Origin of the sequence: Streptomyces sp. NBC_01465 (assembly GCF_036227325.1) — a bacterium.
GTDB lineage: Bacteria > Actinomycetota > Actinomycetes > Streptomycetales > Streptomycetaceae > Streptomyces.
Window position 1 is genome coordinate 6,180,662 of sequence record NZ_CP109467.1, and the last position, 23,878, is coordinate 6,204,539.

26 protein-coding genes and 1 pseudogene are annotated in these 23,878 nt (G+C 69.0%); 25 read left to right on the top strand and 2 right to left on the bottom strand.

The window, feature by feature from the left end:
- Window positions 1-118: 118 nt before the first annotated feature.
- Complete coding sequence (gene ftsH, locus OG707_RS29205; RefSeq protein ID WP_329123482.1) at window positions 119-2,047, top strand: ATP-dependent zinc metalloprotease FtsH; 1,929 nt, start codon at window positions 119-121, stop codon at window positions 2,045-2,047.
- 6 nt (window positions 2,048-2,053) lie between these two features.
- On the opposite strand, the gene OG707_RS29210 is transcribed toward ftsH, so the two are convergent.
- Complete coding sequence (locus OG707_RS29210; protein ID WP_329123484.1) at window positions 2,054-2,827, bottom strand: SAM-dependent methyltransferase; 774 nt, start codon at window positions 2,825-2,827, stop codon at window positions 2,054-2,056.
- Window positions 2,828-3,301: 474 nt separating this feature from the next.
- Here OG707_RS29210 and OG707_RS29215 point away from each other — a divergent pair, with 474 nt between their 5' ends.
- From OG707_RS29215 to OG707_RS29295, 17 genes are all read left to right on the top strand, one after another.
- A complete protein-coding gene (locus OG707_RS29215; RefSeq protein ID WP_329123486.1) occupies window positions 3,302-3,895 on the top strand; it encodes a hypothetical protein in 594 nt (197 codons plus the stop codon).
- A gap of 191 nt (window positions 3,896-4,086) precedes the next feature.
- Window positions 4,087-4,530 carry a 30S ribosomal protein S16 gene (gene rpsP / locus OG707_RS29220; protein ID WP_329123488.1) on the top strand — a complete coding sequence of 148 codons (444 nt, stop codon included), beginning with the start codon at window positions 4,087-4,089 and terminating at the stop codon, window positions 4,528-4,530.
- A 2-nt stretch (window positions 4,531-4,532) separates the two neighbouring features.
- A complete protein-coding gene (locus OG707_RS29225; RefSeq protein ID WP_003980229.1) occupies window positions 4,533-4,772 on the top strand; it encodes an RNA-binding protein in 240 nt (79 codons plus the stop codon).
- A gap of 172 nt (window positions 4,773-4,944) precedes the next feature.
- The gene (gene rimM, locus OG707_RS29230) at window positions 4,945-5,496 is read left to right on the top strand and encodes a ribosome maturation factor RimM (protein WP_329123490.1); all 552 of its coding nucleotides are present in this window, start codon (window positions 4,945-4,947) and stop codon (window positions 5,494-5,496) included.
- A complete protein-coding gene (gene trmD / locus OG707_RS29235; RefSeq protein ID WP_329123492.1) occupies window positions 5,496-6,317 on the top strand; it encodes a tRNA (guanosine(37)-N1)-methyltransferase TrmD in 822 nt (273 codons plus the stop codon). Before rimM ends, trmD begins: the two co-directional genes overlap by 1 nt.
- 130 nt (window positions 6,318-6,447) lie before the next feature.
- Window positions 6,448-6,798 (top strand): 50S ribosomal protein L19, encoded by a 351-nt coding sequence (gene rplS / locus OG707_RS29240; protein ID WP_329123494.1) that lies wholly within the window; start codon window positions 6,448-6,450, stop codon window positions 6,796-6,798.
- 33 nt (window positions 6,799-6,831) lie between these two features.
- A complete protein-coding gene (gene lepB, locus OG707_RS29245; protein ID WP_329123496.1) occupies window positions 6,832-7,575 on the top strand; it encodes a signal peptidase I in 744 nt (247 codons plus the stop codon).
- On the top strand, window positions 7,568-8,632 hold the full coding sequence (gene lepB, locus OG707_RS29250) for a signal peptidase I (protein ID WP_329123498.1): 1,065 nt from the start codon (window positions 7,568-7,570) through the stop codon (window positions 8,630-8,632). The genes lepB (OG707_RS29245) and lepB (OG707_RS29250) overlap by 8 nt, the downstream gene beginning before the upstream one ends.
- Complete coding sequence (gene lepB, locus OG707_RS29255; RefSeq protein ID WP_329128031.1) at window positions 8,565-9,464, top strand: signal peptidase I; 900 nt, start codon at window positions 8,565-8,567, stop codon at window positions 9,462-9,464. The genes lepB (OG707_RS29250) and lepB (OG707_RS29255) overlap by 68 nt, the downstream gene beginning before the upstream one ends.
- A 45-nt stretch (window positions 9,465-9,509) precedes the next feature.
- Window positions 9,510-10,265, top strand: a complete 756-nt coding sequence (lepB, locus tag OG707_RS29260) for a signal peptidase I (protein WP_329123500.1) — start codon at window positions 9,510-9,512, stop codon at window positions 10,263-10,265.
- Window positions 10,246-10,743 (top strand): NUDIX hydrolase, encoded by a 498-nt coding sequence (locus OG707_RS29265; protein WP_329123502.1) that lies wholly within the window; start codon window positions 10,246-10,248, stop codon window positions 10,741-10,743. Before lepB (OG707_RS29260) ends, OG707_RS29265 begins: the two co-directional genes overlap by 20 nt.
- A 55-nt stretch (window positions 10,744-10,798) precedes the next feature.
- Window positions 10,799-11,107, top strand: a complete 309-nt coding sequence (locus OG707_RS29270) for a DUF2469 domain-containing protein (RefSeq protein WP_005311352.1) — start codon at window positions 10,799-10,801, stop codon at window positions 11,105-11,107.
- Window positions 11,108-11,204: 97 nt separating this feature from the next.
- Complete coding sequence (locus OG707_RS29275; protein ID WP_329123504.1) at window positions 11,205-11,564, top strand: YraN family protein; 360 nt, start codon at window positions 11,205-11,207, stop codon at window positions 11,562-11,564.
- Between the two features lies 1 nt (window position 11,565).
- The gene (locus OG707_RS29280) at window positions 11,566-13,182 is read left to right on the top strand and encodes a YifB family Mg chelatase-like AAA ATPase (protein WP_329123506.1); all 1,617 of its coding nucleotides are present in this window, start codon (window positions 11,566-11,568) and stop codon (window positions 13,180-13,182) included.
- 23 nt (window positions 13,183-13,205) lie between these two features.
- A complete protein-coding gene (gene dprA, locus OG707_RS29285; protein ID WP_329128033.1) occupies window positions 13,206-14,342 on the top strand; it encodes a DNA-processing protein DprA in 1,137 nt (378 codons plus the stop codon).
- Window positions 14,343-14,529: 187 nt separating this feature from the next.
- A complete protein-coding gene (gene whiG / locus OG707_RS29290) occupies window positions 14,530-15,366 on the top strand; it encodes an RNA polymerase sigma factor WhiG (RefSeq protein WP_329123509.1) in 837 nt (278 codons plus the stop codon).
- Between the two features lie 73 nt (window positions 15,367-15,439).
- Complete coding sequence (locus OG707_RS29295) at window positions 15,440-15,994, top strand: TetR/AcrR family transcriptional regulator (protein ID WP_329128034.1); 555 nt, start codon at window positions 15,440-15,442, stop codon at window positions 15,992-15,994.
- 223 nt (window positions 15,995-16,217) lie between these two features.
- On the opposite strand, the pseudogene OG707_RS29300 reads toward OG707_RS29295, so the two are convergent.
- Window positions 16,218-16,592 (bottom strand): annotated as a pseudogene (locus tag OG707_RS29300) (peptidoglycan DD-metalloendopeptidase family protein); the annotation flags it as partial.
- 269 nt (window positions 16,593-16,861) lie between these two features.
- Here OG707_RS29300 and rpsB point away from each other — a divergent pair.
- The 7 genes from rpsB (at window position 16,862) to OG707_RS29335 (ending at window position 23,874) form a co-directional block, all read left to right on the top strand.
- Window positions 16,862-17,803: a 30S ribosomal protein S2 gene (gene rpsB / locus OG707_RS29305; RefSeq protein ID WP_329123511.1), complete on the top strand. Its 942-nt coding sequence runs from the start codon at window positions 16,862-16,864 to the stop codon at window positions 17,801-17,803.
- Window positions 17,804-17,895: 92 nt separating this feature from the next.
- Window positions 17,896-18,732 (top strand): translation elongation factor Ts, encoded by an 837-nt coding sequence (tsf, locus tag OG707_RS29310; protein ID WP_329123514.1) that lies wholly within the window; start codon window positions 17,896-17,898, stop codon window positions 18,730-18,732.
- 158 nt (window positions 18,733-18,890) lie between these two features.
- On the top strand, window positions 18,891-19,655 hold the full coding sequence (gene pyrH / locus OG707_RS29315; RefSeq protein ID WP_329123516.1) for a UMP kinase: 765 nt from the start codon (window positions 18,891-18,893) through the stop codon (window positions 19,653-19,655).
- Window positions 19,656-19,738: 83 nt separating this feature from the next.
- A complete protein-coding gene (frr, locus tag OG707_RS29320) occupies window positions 19,739-20,296 on the top strand; it encodes a ribosome recycling factor (protein WP_329123518.1) in 558 nt (185 codons plus the stop codon).
- On the top strand, window positions 20,296-21,381 hold the full coding sequence (locus OG707_RS29325) for a phosphatidate cytidylyltransferase (protein ID WP_329123520.1): 1,086 nt from the start codon (window positions 20,296-20,298) through the stop codon (window positions 21,379-21,381). Before frr ends, OG707_RS29325 begins: the two co-directional genes overlap by 1 nt.
- An 80-nt stretch (window positions 21,382-21,461) precedes the next feature.
- Window positions 21,462-22,568, top strand: coding sequence for a 23S rRNA (adenine(2503)-C(2))-methyltransferase RlmN (rlmN, locus tag OG707_RS29330; RefSeq protein ID WP_329123522.1), 1,107 nt, complete (start codon window positions 21,462-21,464; stop codon window positions 22,566-22,568).
- Window positions 22,569-22,782: 214 nt separating this feature from the next.
- Window positions 22,783-23,874 (top strand): thiamine ABC transporter substrate-binding protein, encoded by a 1,092-nt coding sequence (locus OG707_RS29335; protein ID WP_329123525.1) that lies wholly within the window; start codon window positions 22,783-22,785, stop codon window positions 23,872-23,874.
- Window positions 23,875-23,878 lie beyond the last annotated feature (4 nt).

Sequence of the window (23,878 nt, forward strand, 5' to 3'; positions counted from 1 at the left end):
CGCACACGAAAAGGCGGCCCGCACCCCATCACCGGGGTGCGGGCCGCTTTTTCGTTGCTGTTCATACCTATATGACCCATTTGGTGCCGGTGTGTCGTATCTCCAGTACGGTCGCGACGTGAGCACTCCCACGCCCGTACCGCCCCGCGACAGTCCGGACCAGCCCTGGCGCTCGGAGGGCGCACCGCCGCCCCCGCCGCCGAAGAAGAAGATGCCCGGCGGGTGGGGCGGGCTGATCCTGACGGCGCTCGTCGTCTACTTGATCGCCAACCTGGTGCTGTCCCTGTTCGACTCGGGCAACGAGCCCACCGTCTCGTACACGGAGTTCAACAAGCAGGTCCAGGCGAACAACGTCGAGAAGATCTACGCCAAGGGCGACGCGATCCAGGGCCAGCTCAAGAAGTCCGCCAAGAACCCCGACGGCGGCGACGACTACACCAAGTTCACCACCCAGCGCCCCTCCTTCGCCGACGACGACCTCTGGTCGGCCCTCGCCAAGGACGGCGCCACGGTCACGGCCACCCCGGTCGTCCAGGAGCGCAGCTTCCTCTCCAACCTGCTGATCTCGCTCGCCCCGATGCTGCTCCTCGTCGTCCTGTGGATCTTCATCGCCCGGCGGATGGGCGCAGCGATGGGCGGCGGCATGGGCGGCCTCGGCCGCAAGGCCCCGCCCAAGCCGGTCGCGCTGGAGTCGGGGAAGCGGACCACCTTCGAGGACGTCGCGGGCATCGACGAGGTGGAGGGCGAGCTGGCGGAGGTCGTCGACTTCCTCAAGAACCCGCAGGACTACCGGGAGATGGGCGCCAGGATGCCGGGCGGTGTGCTCCTCGCCGGCCCTCCCGGCACCGGAAAGACGCTGCTCGCCCGGGCCGTCGCGGGCGAGGCGGACGTGCCGTTCTTCTCCGCATCCGCCTCGGAGTTCATCGAGATGATCGTGGGCGTGGGTGCCTCACGCGTACGGGAACTCTTCGCCGAGGCCCGCAAGGTCGCCCCGGCGATCATCTTCATCGACGAGATCGACACCATCGGGCGGGCGCGCGGCGGCGGCTCCGGCATGGGCGGCCACGACGAGCGCGAGCAGACCCTCAACCAGATCCTCACCGAGATGGACGGTTTCTCCGGCTCGGAGGGCGTCGTCGTCATCGCCGCCACCAACCGCGCCGACGTCCTCGACCCGGCCCTCACCCGGCCCGGCCGTTTCGACCGGGTCGTCCAGGTCAGCCCGCCCGACCGCGGCGGGCGCGAGGCGATCCTGAAGATCCACACCCGGCAGATCCCGCTCGCCGAGGACGTCGACCTGGCCCAAGTCGCCCGTACGACACCCGGGATGACCGGCGCCGAGCTGGCCAACCTCGCCAACGAGGCGGCCCTGCTCGCGGTCAAGCGCAAGGAGAAGACCGTCGGACAGTCGGAGCTCTCCGACGCACTGGAGAAGGTCCAGCTCGGAGCGGAGCGGCCGCTGGTGATGCCGGAGGAGGAGCGCCGCCGGACCGCGTACCACGAGAGCGGGCACGCCCTGCTCGGCATGCTGCACCCCGGATCCGACCCGGTCCGGAAGATCACCATCGTGCCGCGGGGCCGGGCGCTGGGCGTCACGCTCTCCACCCCTGACTCCGACAAGTACGCGTACACCGAGGAGTATCTGCGCGCCCGGATCATCAGCGCGCTGGGCGGCATGGCTGCCGAGCAGGTTGTCTTCGACGTCATCACCACGGGCGCCGAGAACGACCTGGAGCAGGTCACCAACCTGGCCCGCGGCATGGTCGGCCGCTGGGGCATGAGCGAGAAGGTCGGCCGCCTCACCGCCATCCCCAACGACTCCCAGGGCGCGTACGGTCTCTCGGCCGCCCCGGCGACACTGGACGCGGTCGACGCGGAGATGCGGCGCATCGTCGACGACTGCTACGAGGACGCGAAGCGCCTGCTGCGCGAGCACCGCGGCCAGTTGGACGCGCTGGCCGGGGCGCTCCTGGAGAACGAGACGCTGGAGGAGGCCGACGCCTACCGGGCCGCCGGCATCACCAGGATGACGAAGGACGAGGCCTGACGCGGTCTAGGGGATACGGGCGATCACGTACCGGAAGATGTTCGCCATCCAGACCGTGCCGTCCCTGCGCACATGCGGATGGAGCGCCTCCGTGAGCTCCTTCTCCACCTGTGAGCCGTCCGTCGCCCGGACCGCCGCGTCGAAGAGCCCGGTCGAGAGCAGCCCCCGCACCGCGCTGTCCATGTCCGCGTAGCCGAAGGGGCAGGCCACCCGGCCGGAGCCGTCCGGCTTCAGCCCGGCCTGCGCCGCGATCTCCTCCAGGTCGTCCCGCAGCGGCCGCCGTACGGTGTCCGTCAGCCGCGCGGCCACCCGCAGCACCGCCGAGGTGGCGCATCGCTCGGGCGGACCCCAGCCCGTCAGGGCCACCGGGCTGCCCCGCTCGGCGCGGCCGACCGCCTCCCGGAGCGCGGGCACGAGATCCTCCGTGTCGCCCGCCGCGCAGCCGATCGGCTCGAAGGCCGTGATCAGGTTGTACGGAGTGGACGCGGCCTCCTTCCCCGGCCGGCCGTCCACCGGGAGCAGCCGCTCCCGCGCCAGCGCGATGCGCTCGGCATGGCTGTCCACGCCTGTGACGGCCGCACCCCGCGCAGCCGCGACGAGCAGGGCGAGACCGGAACCGCAGCCGAGGCCGAGCAGCCGGGTGGCAGGGCCCACCTCCAGCCGCTCGTACACCGCTTCGTAGAGCGGTACCAGCATCCGTTCCTGTATCTCGGCCCAGTCGCGGGCCCGAGCGCCCGCTTCCGGGGAGACGGTGTGGTGCCGGACGAGCGTAGGTGTCATCGAAAGCGCCCCAATCCGCCGAGAGGTCGGCTGTGCCCTGGTTGACAGCCCCCCGTACATGCGTGCGCGCACTCTCCCCGTATGCCAGACAACTCCGCATCCGTGCCCAAGTCCAGAGGGCGAAGGGCAATGCTTGCGTGCGCCCCGGATGCCCCTGCCCGGTACGGCCGGTGTGCGCCGTGGACGGTGCTCCGGGTAGCGTCGCCGTCGTGGTGTCCGTGAGCGCGGTCGCCATTACGGCCGAAAGGCCCCTTGCGCCCCAGGGGTTGTCCCGCGACCCGGCGCCCGGTGGGTGTCTAAGCGCCGGGGCGTACGCGCCCCTACGCACCACCTTGATAGGAGCTGCGAGGCTTCTCCGCAGATCAGCGCACCCGCCCTCGTCAGGACGCATCAATGGCAACTGACGGGTACGTGCAAATTATTTGGGATGCCCCGTAATAGGAACACTGGGGGCCTCCGGCTCGTTGTCACGACGTGAGCACGACACCACCTGTACTCGCCGCAGAGCTGGCGCAGGCGTGGGCCGACATTCAGCGGTACCACCCCGAGCTGCCAGATCTAGCCGCGCCCGAGTCCCTGATCGGAGAGTCCTCGTCCGCCTGCGGCGCTGAGCTCTCCTTCGAGCGACTGCTCCATGAGGCAGTCCACGGCATCGCCGCCGCCCGAGGTGTCCGCGACACCTCGCGCGCCGGCAGATACCACAACCGACGATTCCTGGCGATTGCCGAGGAAATGGGCCTCGACCATCCCGAGGAGCCGCATGCCAGCAGCGGCTTCTCCCTGGTCGCGCTCAATCCCGAGGCCAAGCGCCGTTATCGGCCAACGATCGAACGGCTGCAGCGCGCGCTGAAGGCGCACACCGTCGCGACGGCCGCCGACACCAAGCGCTCCTTCCGCGGACCTGCCGCCCGGCACGGTTCGTCGGGCGGAGGGGTGCGGGTGAAGGCGGTCTGCGACTGCGGCCGCAACGTCCGGGTCGTTCCTTCCGTACTGGCGCAGGCGCCGATCGTCTGCGGCGGATGCGGCAAACCGTTCCGGATCCCGGAAGTGGTGGCCGCGGCGGGCTGACCCCCCTTTTCCGGGGAGGGAGGGGGCGGACACGCCCGCCGCAGGCGTGTGGCACAATGGACAGCTGTACTCGACAGCCGTGCAGGACCCTCTCGCCTCCGGCTGACGCGTCCATCGGGCACCCGAGTACCGCAACCCCACGTGGCATCTCGTTGTGCCCAACCACGTCAAGACCAGGAGACACCACTCCAGTGGCAGTCAAGATCAAGCTGAAGCGTCTGGGCAAGATCCGTTCGCCTCACTACCGCATCGTCGTCGCCGACTCCCGTACCCGCCGTGATGGCCGGGCCATCGAGGAGATCGGTCTGTACCACCCGGTGCAGAACCCCTCGCGCATCGAGGTCAACTCGGAGCGTGCGCAGTACTGGCTCTCCGTCGGCGCTCAGCCGACCGAGCCGGTCATGGCGATCCTGAAGCTCACCGGTGACTGGCAGGCGCACAAGGGCCTCCCGGCCCCCGCGCCGCTGCTCGTCGCCGCGCCGAAGGAAGACAAGCGCGCCGCGTTCGAGGCGTTCGCCGCTTCGATCGAAGAGGGCGAGCCGAAGGGTGAGGCCATCACCCCGAAGGCAAAGAAGGCTGACAAGAAGTCGGACGAGGCCCCGGCCGAGTCCGCCTCCGAGTCGACCGAGGCCTGATCATGCTCGAGGAGGCTCTCGAGCACCTCGTAAAGGGCATCGTCGACAACCCCGACGACGTACAGGTCGCCTCGCGCACCTTGCGTCGCGGACGGGTGCTCGAGGTCCGGGTCCACCCCGACGACCTCGGTAAGGTGATCGGCCGCAACGGCCGCACCGCACGCGCTCTGCGTACCGTCGTGGGCGCCATCGGCGGCCGCGGCATTCGCGTCGACCTCGTCGACGTGGACCAGGTCCGCTGAGACAGGGTTTGCCGACAACGTGTTGAACACCGGCTTGGGCCGGGGGAGGGCCGAAGGGTTCCCCCCGGCCTTTGTCGTGTGACGACCGTAACCATCAATTGAGAAACCACGACGGACTTCAGCCACCTCCGCGAGAGCGGCGGCGGTTTAGCCGCAAAGAGGGAGCGAAGCGATGCAGCTGGTTGTTGCGCGCATCGGCCGTGCCCACGGCATCAAGGGCGAGGTCACCGTAGAGGTACGCACGGACGAGCCCGAGCTGCGGCTCGGGCCCGGCGCCGTGCTCACCACCGACCCCGCCGCCACGGGTCCGCTGACCATCGCGACCGGCCGGGTGCACAGCGGCAGGCTGCTCCTGCGCTTCGAGGGTTGTACGGACCGCACGGCCGCCGAGGCCCTGCGCAACACCCTGCTGATCGCGGACGTCGACCCGGAGGAGCTCCCCGAGGAGCCCGACGAGTACTACGACCACCAGCTGATGGACCTCGACGTGGTGCTGGCCGACGGCACCGAGATCGGGCGGATCACCGAGATCACGCACCTGCCCTCGCAGGACCTGTTCATCGTGGAGCGCCCCGACGGCACCGAGCTGATGATCCCCTTCGTGGAGCAGATCGTCACCGAGATCGACCTGGAGGAGCAGCGGGCCGTCATCGACCCGCCGCCCGGTCTCATCGACGACAGCCAGGCCGAGGTGGCTTCGACGAGGGACGAGGACGACGCCTGATGCGGCTCGACGTCGTCACGATCTTCCCCGAGTACCTGGAACCCCTGAACGTCTCGCTGGTCGGCAAGGCCCGGGCCCGCGGCCAGCTCGACGTACAGGTGCACGACCTGCGCGAGTGGACGTACGACCGGCACAACACGGTCGACGACACCCCCTACGGCGGCGGCCCCGGCATGGTCATGAAGACCGACCCCTGGGGCGCCTGCCTGGACGACGCCCTGGCCGACGGCTACGAGGCGGGCGCCCACGGCCCCGTCCTGGTCGTCCCCACGCCCAGCGGCCGCCCCTTCACCCAGGAGCTCGCCGTCGAGCTCTCTGAGCGGCCCTGGCTGGTCTTCACGCCCGCGCGCTACGAGGGCATCGACCGCCGGGTCATCGACGAGTACACGACCCGTATGCCGGTGTACGAGGTCTCCATCGGGGACTACGTCCTGGCCGGCGGCGAGGCTGCCGTACTGGTGATCACCGAGGCCGTCGCCCGGCTGCTCCCGGGTGTCCTCGGCAACGCCGAATCGCACCGCGACGACTCCTTCGCCCCCGGCGCCATGGCCAACCTGCTCGAAGGCCCGGTCTTCACCAAGCCGCCCGAGTGGCGCGGCCGCGGCATCCCGGACGTCCTGCTCAGCGGCCACCACGGCAAGATCGCGCGCTGGCGGCGGGACGAGGCCTTCCGCCGTACGACGCTCAACAGGCCTGATCTGATTGAGCGTTGCGACCCCTCCGCCTTCGACAAGAAGGACCGGGAGATGCTCTCGATTCTGGGCTGGAAGCCGGGCCCCGACGGCCGATTTGGGCGCAGCCCCGAGGCCGTGGAAGAATAGGCCGCTGCTGTACGTCCAGCCGGCGCCCCTGCCACAGGGGGAACGACGCAGGCCCGACGCGAACAGCTCCCGAAATCATCTCGATGATCCCGCTGATGACCTGTGGCATCGGCGAAGAAAGCAGATAACCATGGCAAGCCTGCTCGATGGCGTCAACGCCGCCTCCCTGCGCAGCGACCTCCCCGCGTTCCGCCCGGGTGACACCGTCAACGTTCACGTCCGCGTGATCGAGGGCAACCGCTCGCGTATCCAGCAGTTCAAGGGCGTAGTCGTCCGTCGCCAGGGTGCGGGCGTCAGCGAGACCTTCACGGTCCGCAAGGTCTCCTTCTCCGTCGGCGTCGAGCGCACCTTCCCGGTGAACAGCCCGATCTTCGAGAAGATCGAGGTCGTCACCCGCGGTGACGTCCGCCGCGCGAAGCTGTACTACCTCCGTGAGCTGCGCGGCAAGGCCGCGAAGATCAAGGAGAAGCGCGACCGCTGAGTCCACAGTGCGGCCGGATAAACTCTGGCCGCGATGGACACCGAAGCACTGCACGACACTGAGCGCGACAGCTCCTCCGTACCGGACACCGGTGAGGGGGAGAGGTCGCGCTTTGTGTTGGGGCGCAAGGGGTGGCTGACGGTCGTCGCGTGCGCTGTCGGCCTGCTGCTGTTCAGTACGTACGTGATGCAGCCCTTCCTGATCCCCAGCGGCTCCATGGAGCCCACGCTGAAGGTCGGGGACCGGCTGCTGGTCAACAAGCTGGCGTACCGTTTCGGCAGTGCTCCGCGGCGCGGGGACGTCGTCGTCTTCGACGGCACGGGCTCCTTCGTGAGCGAGCGGCCCGCGGGGAATCCGGTCACCGGTGCGCTGCACGGTGCGGCCGCGGCGCTCGGTCTGGCCGAGCCCGCCGAGACCGACTATGTGAAGCGTGTGGTGGGGGTGGGCGGCGACCATGTGGTCTGCTGCGACAGGCGGGGGCGGATCGAAGTGAACGGGAAGCCGGTGGACGAGCCGTATCTGTACCCGGGGGATGCGCCGTCGTCCGTCGACTTCGACATCGCGGTGCCCGCGGGGACGCTCTGGGTCATGGGTGACCACCGCGCCAGGTCCAGCGACTCCCGTGACCACCTCGGCGACGCCGGCGGCGGCATGGTGCCGGTCGGGCAGGTGATCGGGCGGGCGCAGTGGATCGGGTGGCCGCTCGGGCGCTGGAGCTCGGTGGAGCGTACGGCTGCCTTCGACGGCGTACCGGCGGCGGGCGGCTCCCATGGGTAACCGGGGGCGTGGCCGCGGCGGCCCGGTGGCCGACGACCCGCTGCCGACGGGGTCGCGGCCGACCGCCACCACGGCGCGGTCGCTGCCGACCCGTGCGGAGCGGCGCAGGCTCGCGCGCAAGGTGAAGCGGCGGCGCCGCAGGTCGGCGGTGAAGGAGATACCCCTCCTGATAACCGTGGCGGTGCTGATCGCGCTCGTACTCAAGACCTTCCTGGTGCAGGCCTTCGTGATCCCGTCGGGCTCGATGGAGCAGACGATCCGGATCGGCGACCGGGTGCTGGTCGACAAACTGACTCCGTGGTTCGGCTCGAAGCCCCGGCGCGGCGACGTGGTGGTCTTCAAGGACCCCAACCACTGGCTGCAGCAGGAGACCGGGAGCACCGCCGAGGACTCCCCGGTGGTGATCAAGCAGATCAAGGAAGCGCTGACCTTCATCGGGCTGCTGCCGTCCAACGACGAGCAGGATTTGATCAAGCGCGTCATCGCGGTCGGCGGGGACACCGTCAAGTGCTGCGACAAGAACGGCCAGGTCACCGTCAACGGCAAGGCGCTGAGCGAGCCGTACCTTTTCCCCGGAAATCCGCCGTCGCAACTCAAATTCGAGGTAAAGGTCCCGGCCGGACGGATCTTCGTGATGGGCGATCACCGGTCGAATTCGGCCGATTCGCGCTTCCATCTGACCGAGGCGTACCAGGGGACGGTCTCCGAGGACGACGTTGTGGGACGGGCTGTTCTGATCGCCTGGCCCTTCGGACACTGGCGAAAACTGGAGGAACCGCCCACCTTCGCATCGGTTCCTGATGCGGCGGGCGTGTCGACTGCGGCACCGGTTGCGTCGAATAGTGTGTCCTCCCAGGGTCCGGATCCGGATCCTGACGGACCGATCCGACTCCCGACCCCTGCGGAACTCCCGCTCGTTATGGGAGTGGTGGGCCTGCGTCGACTATGGGGCAGGCGGTCGCACGGAGTGAGGAGTGGATGTGGGGGACTTGGCGGTCGGCGCACGATCCGGACACGACGAGCCGGAGGACCGACCCGGTACGTCCGGCGACGCTGAGGTCGTGGACTCCGATCCACCGGCGGCGGACGGCGGCGGGGACACGGCGGAAGCCACTGATCCCGAGCCGAAGAAGCAGCGTTCCTTCTGGAAGGAACTGCCGCTGCTCATCGGTATCGCGCTGATTCTCGCGCTGCTGATCAAGACCTTCCTGGTACAGGCCTTCTCGATCCCCTCCGACTCGATGCAGGACACCCTGCAGCGCGGTGACCGGGTGCTGGTCGACAAGCTGACGCCGTGGTTCGGCTCCGAGCCCTCGCGCGGCGAGGTCGTGGTCTTCCACGACCCGGGCGGCTGGCTGGAGGGCGAGCCCACGCCCAACCCCAACGCGGTGCAGAAGTTCCTCAGCCTGGTCGGGCTGATGCCGTCCGCCGAGGAGAAGGACCTGATCAAGCGGGTCATCGCGGTCGGCGGGGACACGGTGTCGTGCAAGAAGGGCGGCCCGGTCGTCGTCAACGGCAAGGCGCTGGACGAGAAGTCGTACATCTTCCCCGGTGACACCCCTTGCGACGACGAGCCGTTCGGGCCGATCCATGTGCCCAAGGGCAGCATCTGGGTCATGGGCGACCACCGGCAGAACTCCCTCGACTCCCGCTACCACCAGGAGCTGAAGGGCGGTGGCACGGTCGAGAACAAGCAGGTCGTCGGCCGCGCCTTCACGGTCGCCTGGCCGGTCAACCACTGGGACTGGCTCTCCGTTCCGTCCACCTTCGACCAGCCGGGCATCAACGCCGCGGCCACCGTCGGCCCCGCGGGTCTGGGGCTCGCCGGAGCGCTGCCCCTCGTGCTCTGGCGCAGGCGGAGGCTGACCCGCGGGTCTACCGCCGGGTAGGGTGCCGTCCCAGGTTGTCGATCTCCGATGTGCGGGAGCGCTGGGATGAGCGGGTCAGGCGGATCCATAGATTCGGGTACGAGCGGCGGCCGCGGCCGCCTCGGCAGTGTGCTGTCGGGGCTGGCCGTGGCCGTCGGCTGTGTGCTCTTCCTCGGGGGGTTCGCCTGGGGTGCGGTGCAGTACAAGCCGTACACGGTGCCGACCGACTCGATGACGCCGACCATCAAGGCGGGCGAGCGGGTGCTGGCGCAGCGCATCGACGGTGGCGAGGTGCACCGCGGCGACGTGGTGGTCTTCAAGGACGCGGTGTGGGGCGATTCGCCCATGGTCAAGCGTGTGATCGGGATCGGCGGCGACAAGATCGCCTGCTGCGATGCGCAGGGCCGGCTGACCGTGAACGGCAAGCCGGTCGAGGAACCGTATCTGCAGGACACCAAGCGTGCCTCGCCGGTCAATTTCACCTCCACGGTGCCCCAGGGGCAGCTCTTCCTCCTCGGTGACGAGCGCACCAACTCGATGGACTCACGGGTCCATCTGACCGACGCCGATCACGGTTCCGTGCCGCGCTCGGCGGTGAGTGCGCGGGTGGACGCGATCGCCTGGCCGATGGGCGGGATGCTGGCGCGGCCTGAGGGCTTCTCCTCGCTGGCAGGCGGGATCTCGCAGCCGGGCCCGCTGAAGCTGGTGGTGTGGGCGCTGGTGGCCGGTGTGGTGCTGATCGTCGGCGGATCGCTGTACGGGCCGCTCGCACGGCTCTTCGGGCGCCGGAAGGCGGTGTCGCGTGCTGCCGGACGAGGGTGACTTGCGGAAGGTCGCGCGGGCCGTCGTACTGGACCCCCAGGACCGGATCCTGCTGATGCACGGGTACGAACCCGACGACCCGGAGCGCACCTGGTGGTTCACGCCGGGCGGCGGGGTCGAGGGCGTGGAGACGCGGGACGAGACCGTGCGGCGCGAGTTGAAGGAGGAGACCGGGATCGTGGACGTCGAGCTGGGTCCCGTGCTCTGGACGCGGATCTGCTCGTTCCCGTTCGACGGACGCCGCTGGGACCAGGACGAATGGTATTTCCTGGTGCGTACGGAACAGACCGAGACCGCGATGGACGGTCTGACGGAGCTGGAGCGGCGCAGTGTCGAGGGGTTGAGGTGGTGGACCTCCGCCGAACTGTCCGCGACGCGTGAGACGGTGTATCCGACCAGGCTCGCCGGGCTGCTGAAGACGCTGCTCGACGAGGGTCCTCCGGCGGCGCCGGTGGTTCTGGCCCCGGAAATCGTCTAGGGGCGCAGGTGACCGGCGCACAATAGGGGGACGCACGGCTGAAGGGGAACATGCCATGAGCGCCGAGGACCTCGAGAAGTACGAGACCGAGATGGAGCTGAAGCTCTACCGGGAGTACAGGGATGTCGTCGGGCTGTTCAAATACGTGATCGAGACCGAGCGTCGGTTCTACCTCACCAATGACTACGAGATGCAGGTGCACTCGGTCCAGGGCGAGGTCTTTTTCGAAGTCTCGATGGCGGATGCCTGGGTCTGGGACATGTACAGGCCGGCCAGGTTCGTGAAGCAGGTGAGGGTGCTCACGTTCAAGGACGTGAACATCGAGGAGCTCAACAAGAGCGACCTCGAACTTCCCGGCAGCTGATCAGGGTGACGGAGTTGTCCACAACCGGCGAGTAATCCACCAAGATCCACTCTCCGGGTGCGCGTGCGTCAGTGTCGGTGCCGGAGGTGGTGCCGACATGAACGCACGGGGGGCACTCGGGCGGTACGGCGAAGAGCTGGCGGTACGGACGCTGGCCGATGCCGGGATGACGGTCGTCGAGCGGAACTGGCGATGCCGGGCAGGGGAGATCGACATCGTCGCCGAGGACGGCGACGCACTGGTCGTCTGTGAGGTCAAGACCCGGAGGGAAGGGGCCTTCGAACACCCCATGGCGGGTGTCACCCCGGCCAAGGCGGACCGCCTCAGACGCCTGGCCGAGCTCTGGCTCGCACTCCACGGAGGACCGCCGCCCGGCGGTGTGCGCATCGACCTCGTCGGGGTGCTGCTGCCACGGCGCGGGGCGCCCGTCGTCGAGCACGCGCGGGGGGTGGCCTGAGATGGGCTTCGCACGTGCGTGCTCGGTGGCGCTGGTGGGCGTCGAGGGAGTGGTGGTCGAGGTCCAGGCCGACCTGGAACCGGGCGTCGCGACCTTCGCGCTGGTGGGGCTGCCGGACAAGAGCCTGGTGGAGAGCAGGGACCGGGTCAGGGCGGCGGTTTCGAACTCCGGCGCGGAGTGGCCCCAGAAGAAGCTGACGGTGGGTCTGAGCCCGGCGTCCGTACCGAAGGGCGGAAGCGGCTTCGACCTGGCCGTGGCCTGCGCGGTGCTGGGCGCGGCCGAACGGATCGACCCCAAGGAGATCGCCGACCTGGTCCTGATCGGCGAACTGGGTCTGGACGGCAGGGTCCGCCCGGTCCGGGGCATCCTGCCGGCCGTACTGGCCGCAGCGGAGGCGGGCTACCACCAGGTGGTGGTCCCCGAACAGACAGCAGGCGAGGCCTCGTTGGTCCCGGGCGTCTCGGTCCTCGGCGTACGAAGCCTGCGCCAGCTCATCGCCGTACTGACGGGCGAACCGGTCCCGGACGAAGAACCGACAGAGCCGGGCCGCCCGGACGCGGGGCTGGCGGGACTTCTGGTGCCGGGTGCGGGGGTGGGGACGGGGCTGGCCGTGGATGCCGGAGGCCATGTACCGGACCTGGCCGACGTCGCAGGGCAGAAGACGGCGCGGACCGCGCTTGCGGTCGCGGCGGCAGGGGGACACCATCTGCTGCTGCACGGGCCGCCCGGAGCGGGCAAGACGATGCTCGCCGAGCGACTGCCCGCGATCCTGCCGCCGCTGACCAGGCAGGAGTCCCTTGAAGTGACCGCGGTGCACTCGGTGGCGGGGATCCTGCCACCGGGGGAGCCGCTGGTCAGGGCAGCTCCGTACTGCGCACCGCACCATTCGGCGACGATGCAGTCGCTGGTGGGCGGGGGCAACGGAATGCCGAGGCCGGGTGCGGTGTCACTGGCGCACAGAGGCGTTCTTTTTATGGATGAGGCACCGGAATTCTCCGGACAGGCCCTGGACGCATTGCGGCAGCCTCTGGAGTCGGGACATGTGGTGATCGCCCGCAGCGCCGGGGTGGTGCGGCTGCCGGCCCGGTTCCTGATGGTGCTCGCTGCCAATCCGTGTCCCTGCGGCCGGCACGGGCAGCCGGACGGTTCGTGTGAGTGCCCGCCCTCTTCGGTCCGCCGCTATCAGGCACGACTGTCGGGGCCCCTGCTGGACCGGGTTGATCTGCGCGTCGGAGTCGAGCCCGTCCAGCGTGCGGATCTGATGGAACAGGGCGGGCGGGGAGAGCCCACCGAGGCCGTGGCACTCCGGGTGAGGGAAGCCAGGGAGCGGGCCACGGCACGGCTGGAAGGGACCCCGTGGACCACCAACAGTGAGGTGCCCGGGCACGAGCTGCGCACCCGATGGATGGTTTCGCCGGGGGCGCTGGCAGCCGCCGAACGGGACATGGAGAGGGGGCTGCTGACAGCCCGTGGCCTGGACCGGGTGCTGCGGGTGGCCTGGACCGTAGCGGACCTCAGGGGCCACGACCGTCCTGAGCCGGGTGACATCGACCTGGCCCTCCAATTGAGGACCGGAGTCGACCGGGGGGCGTTGGCGGTCATGGGGGAGGCGCTGTGACGGACGTGGGCGAGCAGGAGCGGATGGCGCGGGCGGCTCTTACCCGGGTTTTGGAGCCGGGGGAGGAAGTCGGGGGGCGGTGGGTGCGGGAGTTGGGGGCCGTCGAGGTCATGCGGAGGCTTTGTTGTGAGGAGGGGGAGGGGGAGGCGCTGCGGGGGGTGAGTGCGTATCGGCTCGGGGGGTATCGGTTGCGGGCTGTTGCGGCTGTGCCGAGGCGGGATCTGGAGGCTGTTGCGGCTGTCGGTGGGCGGTTTGTCTGTCCTGGGGATCAGGAGTGGCCGCGGCAGCTGGATGACCTGGGGGATGCCAGGCCGGTGGGGCTCTGGGTGCGGGGGCGACCCCATCTGCGGATGTGGGCGCTGCGGTCCGTCGCCGTGGTCGGGGCCAGGGCATGCACGCCGTACGGGGCGCACATGGCCGGCTCGCTGGGGTCGGGGCTTGCCGAGCGAGGATGGGTTGTCGTTTCGGGGGCCGCCTTCGGGGTCGACGGGGCCGCGCATCGCGGGGCGCTGGCCGCGGGCGGGGCCACGGTCGCCGTGCTTGCCTGCGGGGTCGACCAGGTCTATCCGCGCGGGCACAGCGAGTTGATCGGGCGGATCGCGGAACAAGGTCTGGTGGTGGGCGAGTTGCCGCCCGGGGACCATCCGACGCCGAGCCGCTTCATCATGCGGAACCGGGTGATCGCCGCGCTCACCCGCGGCACGGTGGTCGTGGAGGCCGAGTACCGCTCGGGATCGCTGGTCACCGCCCGCAGCGCACAGCGGCTCGGGCGCTTCACCATGGGAGTGCCGGGTCCTGTGACGAGCGGACTCTCGGCGGGCGTGCACGAACTCCTGCGCGGCGAGGGTGTGCTGGTGTCGGACGCGGACGAAGTGGTCGAGCTCGTCGGGGAGATCGGTGACCTCGCACCGGACCGGCGCGGGCCCGTACTGCCCAGGGATCTGCTCGATCCGGTCGCCGCGCGGGTGTTGGAGGCACTGCCGGCCCATGGGGCGGTGCGCGGACGGGACATCGCACGGGAGTCGGGGACCTCCGGCGACGAGGCGCTCGGGAGGCTGTACGAACTCCACTCGTTGGGGTTCGTCGAACGCCACGGCGACACCTGGAAGTTGGCGGCCGAAGCGACGCGGACCGGTGACGCGCGGCGAGGCGGTGCTTGACCTGGGGCAATCGGGTGAAAAGGTAATGCCGATGACCTGCACGGTCCTCTCGGCATCGCCTCCCGGGTGGCAATGCCGGTACGGAAGCGAGCAGTCGCGATCCCATATCCTTCGCGCACTGCGACTCTTCAGTCACGCTACGCTCACAAGGATTCCCAGCTCACAGCAGAACGGCTCAAGGCAACGCATGCCCCAGCACACGTCCGGGTCCGACCGCGCGGCAGTGCCCCCCGCTGCCCGGGGTCACGACCGACCCGCCGCGCCATCGACCCTCGATGAGCTGTGGCGGTCGTACAAGACCACGGGCGACGGCAAGCTGCGGGATCAGCTGATCCTGCACTACTCGCCTCTGGTGAAGTACGTCGCGGGCCGGGTCAGTGTGGGGCTGCCGCCCAACGTCGAGCAGGCCGACTTCGTCTCGTCGGGGGTCTTCGGACTCATCGACGCCATCGAGAAGTTCGACATCGAGCGGTCCATCAAGTTCGAGACATACGCGATCACCCGTATCCGGGGCGCGATGATCGACGAACTCCGGGCGCTGGACTGGATTCCCCGGTCGGTGAGGCAGAAGGCGCGGGCCGTCGAGCGCGCGTACGCCACGCTGGAGGCGCAGCTGCGCCGCACTCCCTCGGAGGGGGAGGTCGCCGCGGAGATGGGCATCAAGGTCGAGGAACTGCACGCCGTTTTCAGCCAGTTGTCGCTGGCGAACGTGGTGGCCCTCGACGAGCTGCTGCACGTCGGCGGCGAGGGTGGTGACCGGCTGAGTCTGATGGACACCCTGGAGGACCACCACGCGGACGACCCGGTGGAGGTCGCCGAGGACCGTGAGCTGCGGCGACTGCTCGCCCGGGCCATCAACACCCTCCCCGACCGGGAGAAGACCGTCGTCACGCTCTACTACTACGAGGGCCTCACCCTGGCCGAGATCGGCAACGTACTCGGTGTGACCGAGAGCCGGGTCAGCCAGATCCACACGAAGTCGGTCCTCCAGCTGCGGGCGAAACTGGCCGACGTCGGGCGCTGAGGGCGGAGCTGAATCGTCCCTGCCCGGTCTTGGTCCGTAGAGTGGAAACGTGCCCAGGATTCGAGCGGCCTCCGTGGCCGAGCACCGGACCATGCAGCGCAGCGCTCTCCTCGACGCCGCACGCTCCCTGCTGTCCGAGGGCGGTACGGAGGCGCTGACCTTCCCCGCACTCGCGGAGCGCACCGGTCTCGCGCGGTCCTCCGTCTACGAGTACTTCCGCTCGCGTGCCGCGGTCGTCGAAGAACTCTGCGCCGCGGACTTTCCGGTCTGGGCTTCGGAGATCGAGGCCGCGATGGAGGGGGCCGCTTCGGCGGAGGGCAAGGTCGAGGCGTACGTACGCCAGCAGCTCGCGCTGGTCGGGGACCAGCGGCACCGGGCCGTCGTCGCGATCTCGGCCAGTGAACTCGACGCCGGCGCACGGGAGAAGATCCGCGATGCGCACGGCGGGCTCATCGCCATGATCGTGGAGGCGCTGGAGGCCCTGGGACAGGAACAGCCCCGCCTCGCGGCGATGCTCCTGCAGGGCGTGGTCGACGCGGCGGTGCGACGGATCGAGGCGGGCGCGGAGAACCCCGGCGCGATCGCCGACGCGGCGGTCGCGATGGCTCTCGGCGGCGTACGGGGCTGAGCCTCCCGCAGGCCCAGAGCGCCACCGCTGCCAGGAGCAGGGCGTGGGCCGGGGCGGTTGTCGTCGCGGCCAGGACCGGAGTGGTCCCGGTTTCCGGGACGCCGAAGACCGGGAGCAGCCGGGGCGGCGGCCTGCGCAGGAGCTCCGGGGGCAGCAGGGTCAGCGGGTCCAGATAGGTGTCCCCGTCCAGGAGACCCCAGTGCAGACAGGGCTCCGCGCAGTGGAAGGAGCCGGGGGAGAGCGTGGCGACCCGAGCGCCCGCCGTGACCTCGGCGCCCTTCTCCACCAGGGGCTCCACCGGTTCGTACGTCGTACGCAGCCCGGTGCCGGCCACCGTGATCGACACCACCCCGCGTCCCGCCACCCGGCCAGCGAAGAACACCGTCCCCGCCGCCGCGGCCCGCACCGGAGCACCGGCCGGCGCCCCCAGGTCCACCCCGCGGTGGCCCGGACCGTACGCGGAGGTGGGCGGATCCCAGGCGCGGACGACGGCCGGCCGGTTCCCCACCGGCCAGCTCCGGTCGCCCGGGGCCTCCTCGGCCCCGGCCGGACCGGCGGCGGACAGCAGTAACAGCAGGCTCAGCATGATCAGGCGCATACGGAAACCGTCCCCCGAAACGCCCCCGAGCGTGCGGGCCTGTGGACGGCCGGACGGTTGTGGACATCGCCGTCACCCGGCACTCATCGGGTCCCGTACACTTCTTGTGGCGATCCGGGTCACCGGGTCGACTTCGCACGCCCCCCACCAACCCTTTCTGAGCGGTCGGTGGACGCGCCTCTCGGTCCCTTGTGGCACGGCGCGAAGGGGCGTCAGGCGCGACCGCAATCCTGCGGACGCGACAACCGAGCACCTCAAGGAGTACGGCCATGGCCGTCGTCACGATGCGGGAGCTGCTGGAAAGCGGCGTCCACTTCGGTCACCAGACCCGTCGTTGGAACCCGAAGATGAAGCGCTTCATCTTCACGGAGCGCAACGGCATCTACATCATCGACCTTCTCCAGTCGCTGTCGTACATCGACCGCGCCTACGAGTTCGTCAAGGAGACCGTCGCGCACGGCGGCTCCATCATGTTCGTCGGCACCAAGAAGCAGGCGCAGGAAGCGATCGCCGAGCAGGCGACGCGCGTGGGCATGCCCTACGTCAACCAGCGCTGGCTCGGCGGCATGCTGACCAACTTCTCCACCGTCTACAAGCGCCTTCAGCGTCTGAAGGAGCTTGAGCAGATCGACTTCGAGGACGTCGCAGCCTCGGGTCTCACCAAGAAGGAGCTCCTGGTCCTCTCGCGCGAGAAGGCCAAGCTGGAGAAGACCCTCGGTGGTATCCGTGAGATGTCGAAGGTTCCCAGCGCCGTCTGGATCGTCGACACCAAGAAGGAGCACATCGCCGTCGGCGAGGCTCGCAAGCTGAAGATCCCGGTCGTCGCGATCCTCGACACCAACTGCGACCCCGACGAGGTCGACTACAAGATCCCGGGCAACGACGACGCGATCCGCTCCGTCACCCTGCTCACCCGCGTGATCGCCGACGCCGTCGCCGAGGGCCTCATCGCCCGCTCCGGCGCTGCGACCGGCGACCAGAAGCCGGGCGAGAAGGCCGCCGCCGAGCCGCTCGCCGAGTGGGAGCGCGACCTGCTCGAGGGCGAGAAGAAGGCCGACGAGAAGGCTGACGAGGCTCCGGCCGCCGCTGAGGCGCCCGCCGCCGAGGCCGCTGCCGAGGTCGTCGAGGCCCCCGCCGCCGAGGTCGAGGCCCCCGCGGCCGAGGCCCCGGTCGCCGAGGCCCCGGCCGCGGACGCTGCTGAGCAGGCCTGACCTTCACAGGTTCGGTAGTTGACGGCGGGGGCCCACCGGCCCCCGCCGTTCACCCGTAGATCTTTCAGACTTCGAGAGAGAATTTCAGGATCATGGCGAACTACACCGCCGCTGACGTCAAGAAGCTCCGCGAGCTCACCGGCGCCGGCATGATGGACTGCAAGAAGGCGCTCGACGAGGCCGACGGCAACGTCGACAAGGCCGTCGAGGCGCTCCGTATCAAGGGCCAGAAGGGCGTCGCCAAGCGCGAGGGCCGCTCTGCCGAGAACGGTGCCGTCGTCTCCGTCATCTCCGACGACAAGACCTCCGGCGTTCTGCTCGAGCTCAAGTGCGAGACGGACTTCGTCGCCAAGGGTGACAAGTTCCAGGCCGTCGCGAACGCGCTCGCCGCTCACGCCGCCGCGACCAACCCGGCCGACCTGGCCGCGCTGCTCGCCTCCGAGATCGAGGCCGGCAAGACCGTCCAGGCGTACGTCGACGAGGCCAACGCCACGCTCGGCGAGAAGATCGTCCTGGACCGCTTCGCGCAGTTCACCGGCGGCTACGTCTCCGCGTACATGCACCGCACCATGCCCGACCTGCCCCCGCAGATCGGTGTTCTGGTCGAGCTGGACAAGGAGAACGCCGAGGTCGCCAAGGGCATCGCGCAGCACATCGCCGCCTTCGCGCCGAAGTACCTCACCCGTGAGGACGTTCCGGCCGAGGTCGTCGAGACCGAGCGTCGCGTCGCCGAGGAGACCACCCGCGCCGAGGGCAAGCCCGAGGCCGCGCTCCCGAAGATCGTCGAGGGTCGCGTGAACGGCTTCTTCAAGGACGCCACGCTCCTCGGTCAGCCGTACGCCCTCGACAACAAGAAGTCCGTCGAGAAGGTACTGCAGGAGGCCGGTGTCACCCTGAAGCGCTTCTCGCGCATCAAGGTCGGCATCTGAGTCCGGTCGTCGACCGACCCAGGACCCCGATAGGGTCTGAAGCAGTCGGCCGCGTACGCGCAGGGCGACCGCAGATCTGACGAGGAGGCCATTGCCGCACAGGGAACCGCAAGGACCCCGGGCAATGGCCTTCTTCGTATGTGTACGAGGAGATCCCCATGGAACAGGCCGATAAAGCCGACATCACGAGCGACGGCAAGAAGCGCGGCCGCTTCATGCTGAAGCTGTCCGGCGAGGCGTTCGCCGGCGGCGGCGGACTCGGCGTCGACCCCGACGTCGTCCACGCCGTAGCCCGCGAGATTGCCGCGGTCGTCCGTGACGGCGCGGAAGTCGCGGTCGTCATCGGCGGCGGCAACTTCTTCCGCGGCGCCGAGCTGCAGCAGCGCGGCATGGACCGGGCACGCTCCGACTACATGGGCATGCTCGGTACGGTCATGAACTGCCTCGCCCTCCAGGACTTCCTGGAGAAGGAAGGCATCGACTCCCGCGTCCAGACCGCCATCACGATGGGCCAGGTCGCGGAGCCGTACATCCCGCTGCGTGCCGTACGGCACCTGGAGAAGGGCCGCGTCGTCATCTTCGGCGCCGGTATGGGCATGCCGTACTTCTCCACCGACACCACCGCCGCCCAGCGCGCGCTGGAGATCGACGCCGAAGTCATGCTCATGGGCAAGAACGGTGTCGACGGGGTCTACGACTCCGACCCCAGGACCAATCCGGACGCGGTGAAGTTCGACGCGCTCGAGTACAACGAGGTCATCACCCGCGACCTGAAGGTGGCGGACATGACGGCCATCACCCTCTGCCGGGACAACGACCTCCCCATCCTGGTCTTCGAGTTGCTCACCTCGGGCAATATCGCCCGTGCCGTCAAGGGTGAGAAGATCGGGACGCTGGTGAACGGCCAGGGAACCCGGGCCTGACCGGGGCATGGACAAAGCCCTGCCGGTCGGACACCGTGCAGGGAAGACGCGGGTTTACCTCTCTCAACATGCAGGAGCAAGTGGTGATCGAAGAGACCCTCCTCGAGGCAGAGGAGAAGATGGAGAAGGCCGTCCTGGTCGCCAAGGAGGACTTCGCCGCGATCCGCACCGGCCGTGCGCACCCGGCGATGTTCAACAAGATCGTGGCGGACTACTACGGTGCCCTCACCCCGATCAACCAGCTGGCCTCGTTCTCGGTTCCCGAGGCGCGGATGGCCGTGGTGACCCCGTTCGACAAGAGCGCGCTGCGCAACATCGAGCAGGCGATCCGTGACTCGGACCTCGGCGTCAACCCGAGCAACGACGGCAACATCATCCGTGTGACGTTCCCGGAGCTGACCCAGGACCGCCGCAAGGAGTACATCAAGGTCGCCAAGACCAAGGCCGAGGACTCCAAGATCTCGATCCGCTCCATCCGCCGCAAGGCGAAGGAGACCCTCGACAAGCTCGTCAAGGACAAGGAGTCCGGCGAGGACGAGGTCCGCCGTGCCGAGAAGGAGCTCGACGACACCACCGCGAAGTACGTCGCGCAGGTGGACGAGCTGCTGAAGCACAAGGAAGCCGAGTTGCTCGAGGTCTGATGAACGACTCTTCCTGGGGCGCCCCGCCGAGAGCCGAATACTGGGGTCAGGCCCCCGACCAGGGGCCTTTCCCGGCGGGTCCCGCGTACGGTGAGCATGAAGTTGAGCAGACTCGGCCCATGCCCATCGTGCCCGACGCAGGCAGAGACGCCGAGTCCGCAGACAACAGCGACGACCGCGACCAGGGGGCCGCTCGGCTGAGCGGTCCCCTGTTCCGCGACGAGATTCCGCAGGAGCCCATGTCCGCCCCCGAACCGCCGCCTCCTGAGAAGAAGAAGGCCGGCCGTGATCTTCGCGCGGCCATAGGGGTCGGTGTCGGTCTCGGCGCTCTGGTCGTCGGCTCGCTGTTCATCGTGAAGGCCGTCTTCGTCGGCGTGATAGCGGTCGCCGTGGTCGTCGGCCTGTGGGAGCTCACCTCCCGGCTCGAGGAGCGCAAGGGCATCAAGGCCCCGCTGGTGCCGCTCGCGGTGGGCGGTGCGGCCATGGTCGTCGCCGGTTACGTACGCGGTGCCGAGGGCGCCTGGGTGGCGATGGCGCTCACCGCTCTCGCCGTCCTGGTGTGGCGGATGACCGAGCCGCCCGAGGGTTACCTCAAGGACGTCACCGCAGGGGTCTTCGCGGCCTTCTACGTACCGTTCCTGGCCACCTTCGTGGCGATGATGCTCACGGCGGACGACGGCCCGCAGCGGGTGCTCACCTTCCTGCTGCTCACCGTGGTCAGCGACACCGGTGCGTACGCGATCGGCTGGCGCTTCGGCAAGACGAAGCTGGCGCCGCGCATCAGCCCCGGAAAGACCCGCGAGGGTCTGGTCGGGGCGGTGACCTTCGCGATGGTGGCGGGGGCGCTGTGCATGCAGTTCCTGATCGACGACGGCCAGTGGTGGCAGGGTCTGCTGCTCGGCCTCGCGGTCGCGGCCAGTGCGACCCTGGGCGACCTGGGCGAATCCATGATCAAGCGCGATCTCGGGATCAAGGACATGGGCACGCTGCTGCCCGGTCACGGTGGAATCATGGACCGACTGGACTCGCTGCTGCCGACCGCGCCGGTCGTGTGGCTGTTGCTGGTGCTGTTCGTAGGGTCCTGACCTGCTGTTTTCGTACGGGAGGGCTCGTTGTCCACAGGACGGCGAGCCCTCCTTCGTATGTCTGCGACACTTGAATCACCATGCCAAAGCCCGGAGAACTCACTTTTGTCGCGCCCCGCGGGGCGAAGCTGCCGCCGACGCACCTCGCCGACCTCACGCCCGCCGAGCGCAAGGACGCCGTGGCCGGGATCGGTGAGAAGCCGTTCCGCGCCAAGCAGCTGTCGCAGCACTACTTCGCGCGGTACGCGCACGACCCCGAGCAGTGGACCGACATTCCGGCCGCCTCGCGGGAGAAGCTCCGGGAAGCGCTGCTGCCCGACCTGATGAGCGTGATCCGCCACATCAGCTGCGACGACGACACCACGCGCAAGACGCTGTGGAAGCTGCACGACGGGACGCTCGTCGAGTCCGTGCTGATGCGCTACCCGGACCGCGTGACGATGTGCATCTCGTCCCAGGCCGGGTGCGGGATGAACTGTCCGTTCTGTGCGACGGGGCAGGCCGGGCTCGACCGGAATCTGTCCACCGCCGAGATCGTGCACCAGATCGTCGACGGCATGCGCGCCCTGCGCGACGGTGATGTACCGGGCGGTCCCGCGCGGCTCTCCAACATCGTCTTCATGGGCATGGGCGAGCCGCTCGCCAACTACAAGCGCGTCGTCGGCGCGATCCGCCGGCTGACCGACCCCGAGCCGGACGGGCTCGGGCTCTCGCAGCGTGGGATCACCGTCTCGACCGTCGGGCTCGTCCCGGCGATGCTGCGCTTCGCCGACGAGGGCTTCAAGTGCCGGCTCGCCGTCTCGCTGCACGCCCCCGACGACGAGCTCCGCGACACCCTCGTCCCCGTGAACACGCGGTGGAAGGTGCGCGAGGTGCTGGACGCGGCATGGGAGTACGCGGAGAAGTCCGGGCGCCGGATTTCCATCGAGTACGCGCTGATCCGCGACATCAACGACCAGGCCTGGCGCGGTGACCGGCTGGGGCGGCTGCTGAAGGGGAAGCGGGTCCATGTGAACCTGATTCCGCTGAACCCGACGCCCGGGTCGAAGTGGACCGCCTCGCGTCCTGAGGACGAGAAGGCCTTCGTCGCGGCGATCGCAGCCCACGGCGTGCCCGTGACCGTACGGGACACGCGTGGCCAGGAGATCGACGGGGCCTGTGGTCAGCTGGCCGCCTCCGAGCGGTAGGACCCGAACAGGCCCGTGCAATACTGGCCGCACATTTTCATATTCCGACAGGGGAGCGCCACAGCGCTGAGAGTGCGGCCCAGCCGCAGACCCTCAGAACCTTGCCCAGGTCATTCTGGGTAGGAAGTTCGGTCTCATACTCGAGCTGTTGCGCCCTGCCCGCTTCCCGGCGGGCGGGGCCGCGTCTCTTCCTGGATCTCCCAGGAGGAATTCAGTGAGCACCACCATCACCCGAATATCCGTCACCGCCGTTGTTGCCGCGCTCGGCGTCACCACCCTTGCCGCGTGCGGGAGTTCGGACGGCGGCTCGTCGTCGTCCGGTACGTCGTCCAAGACCGTGACCCTCGTCAGCCACGACTCCTTCGCCGCCTCCCCGGCCGTGCTGAAGGCGTTCACCAAGGAGACCGGGTACACGGTCAAGGTCCTCAAGAGCGGGGACGCGGGGGCGGCCCTCAACCAGGAGATCCTCACCAAGGGGTCCCCGCGCGGTGACGTCTTCTTCGGCGTCGACAACACCCTGCTCTCGCGCGCGCTCGACAACGGGCTGTTCCAGTCGTACACGGCCAAGGGCCTCGACCAGGTCGACGCCGCTGTGCAGCTGGACTCGGAGAAGCACCGGGTCACGCCGATCGACAGCGGCGACATCTGCGTCAACTACGACAAGAAGTACTTCGCCGACCACAAGATCGCCGTGCCGCAGTCCTTCGACGATCTTGTGAAGCCCGAGTACAAGAATCTGTTGGTGACGGAGAATGCGGCGACCTCTTCGCCGGGGCTCGGTTTCCTGCTCGGTACCACCGCCCAGTACGGCGAGAGCGGCTGGGAGTCGTACTGGAAGAAGCTCAAGGCCAACGGTGTGAAGGTCGTCGACGGCTGGGAGCAGGCCTACAACGAGGAGTTCTCCGGGTCGGCCGGCGGCAAGAAGGCCAAGGGGGACCGGCCGCTCGTCGTCTCGTACGCCTCCAGTCCGCCCGTCGAGGTGCTCTACGCCAAGCCGCAGCCCAAGACCGCGCCGACCGGTGTCGCGACCGGGACCTGCTTCCGGCAGATCGAGTTCGCGGGGCTGCTGGACGGGGCGAAGAACACGGCGGGCGGCAAGGCGCTGATCGACTTCCTGGTGAGCAAGACGTTCCAGGAGGACATGCCGCTGAACATGTTCGTGGACCCGGTCGCGAAGAACGCCGAGGTCCCCGCGCTGTTCACCGAGTTCGGTGCCAAGGTGACCGACCCGAAGACCGTGGCGCCCGAGACGATCGCCAAGAACCGTGACCAGTGGGTCAAGTCGTGGTCCTCGCTCGTCAAGTAGGTGC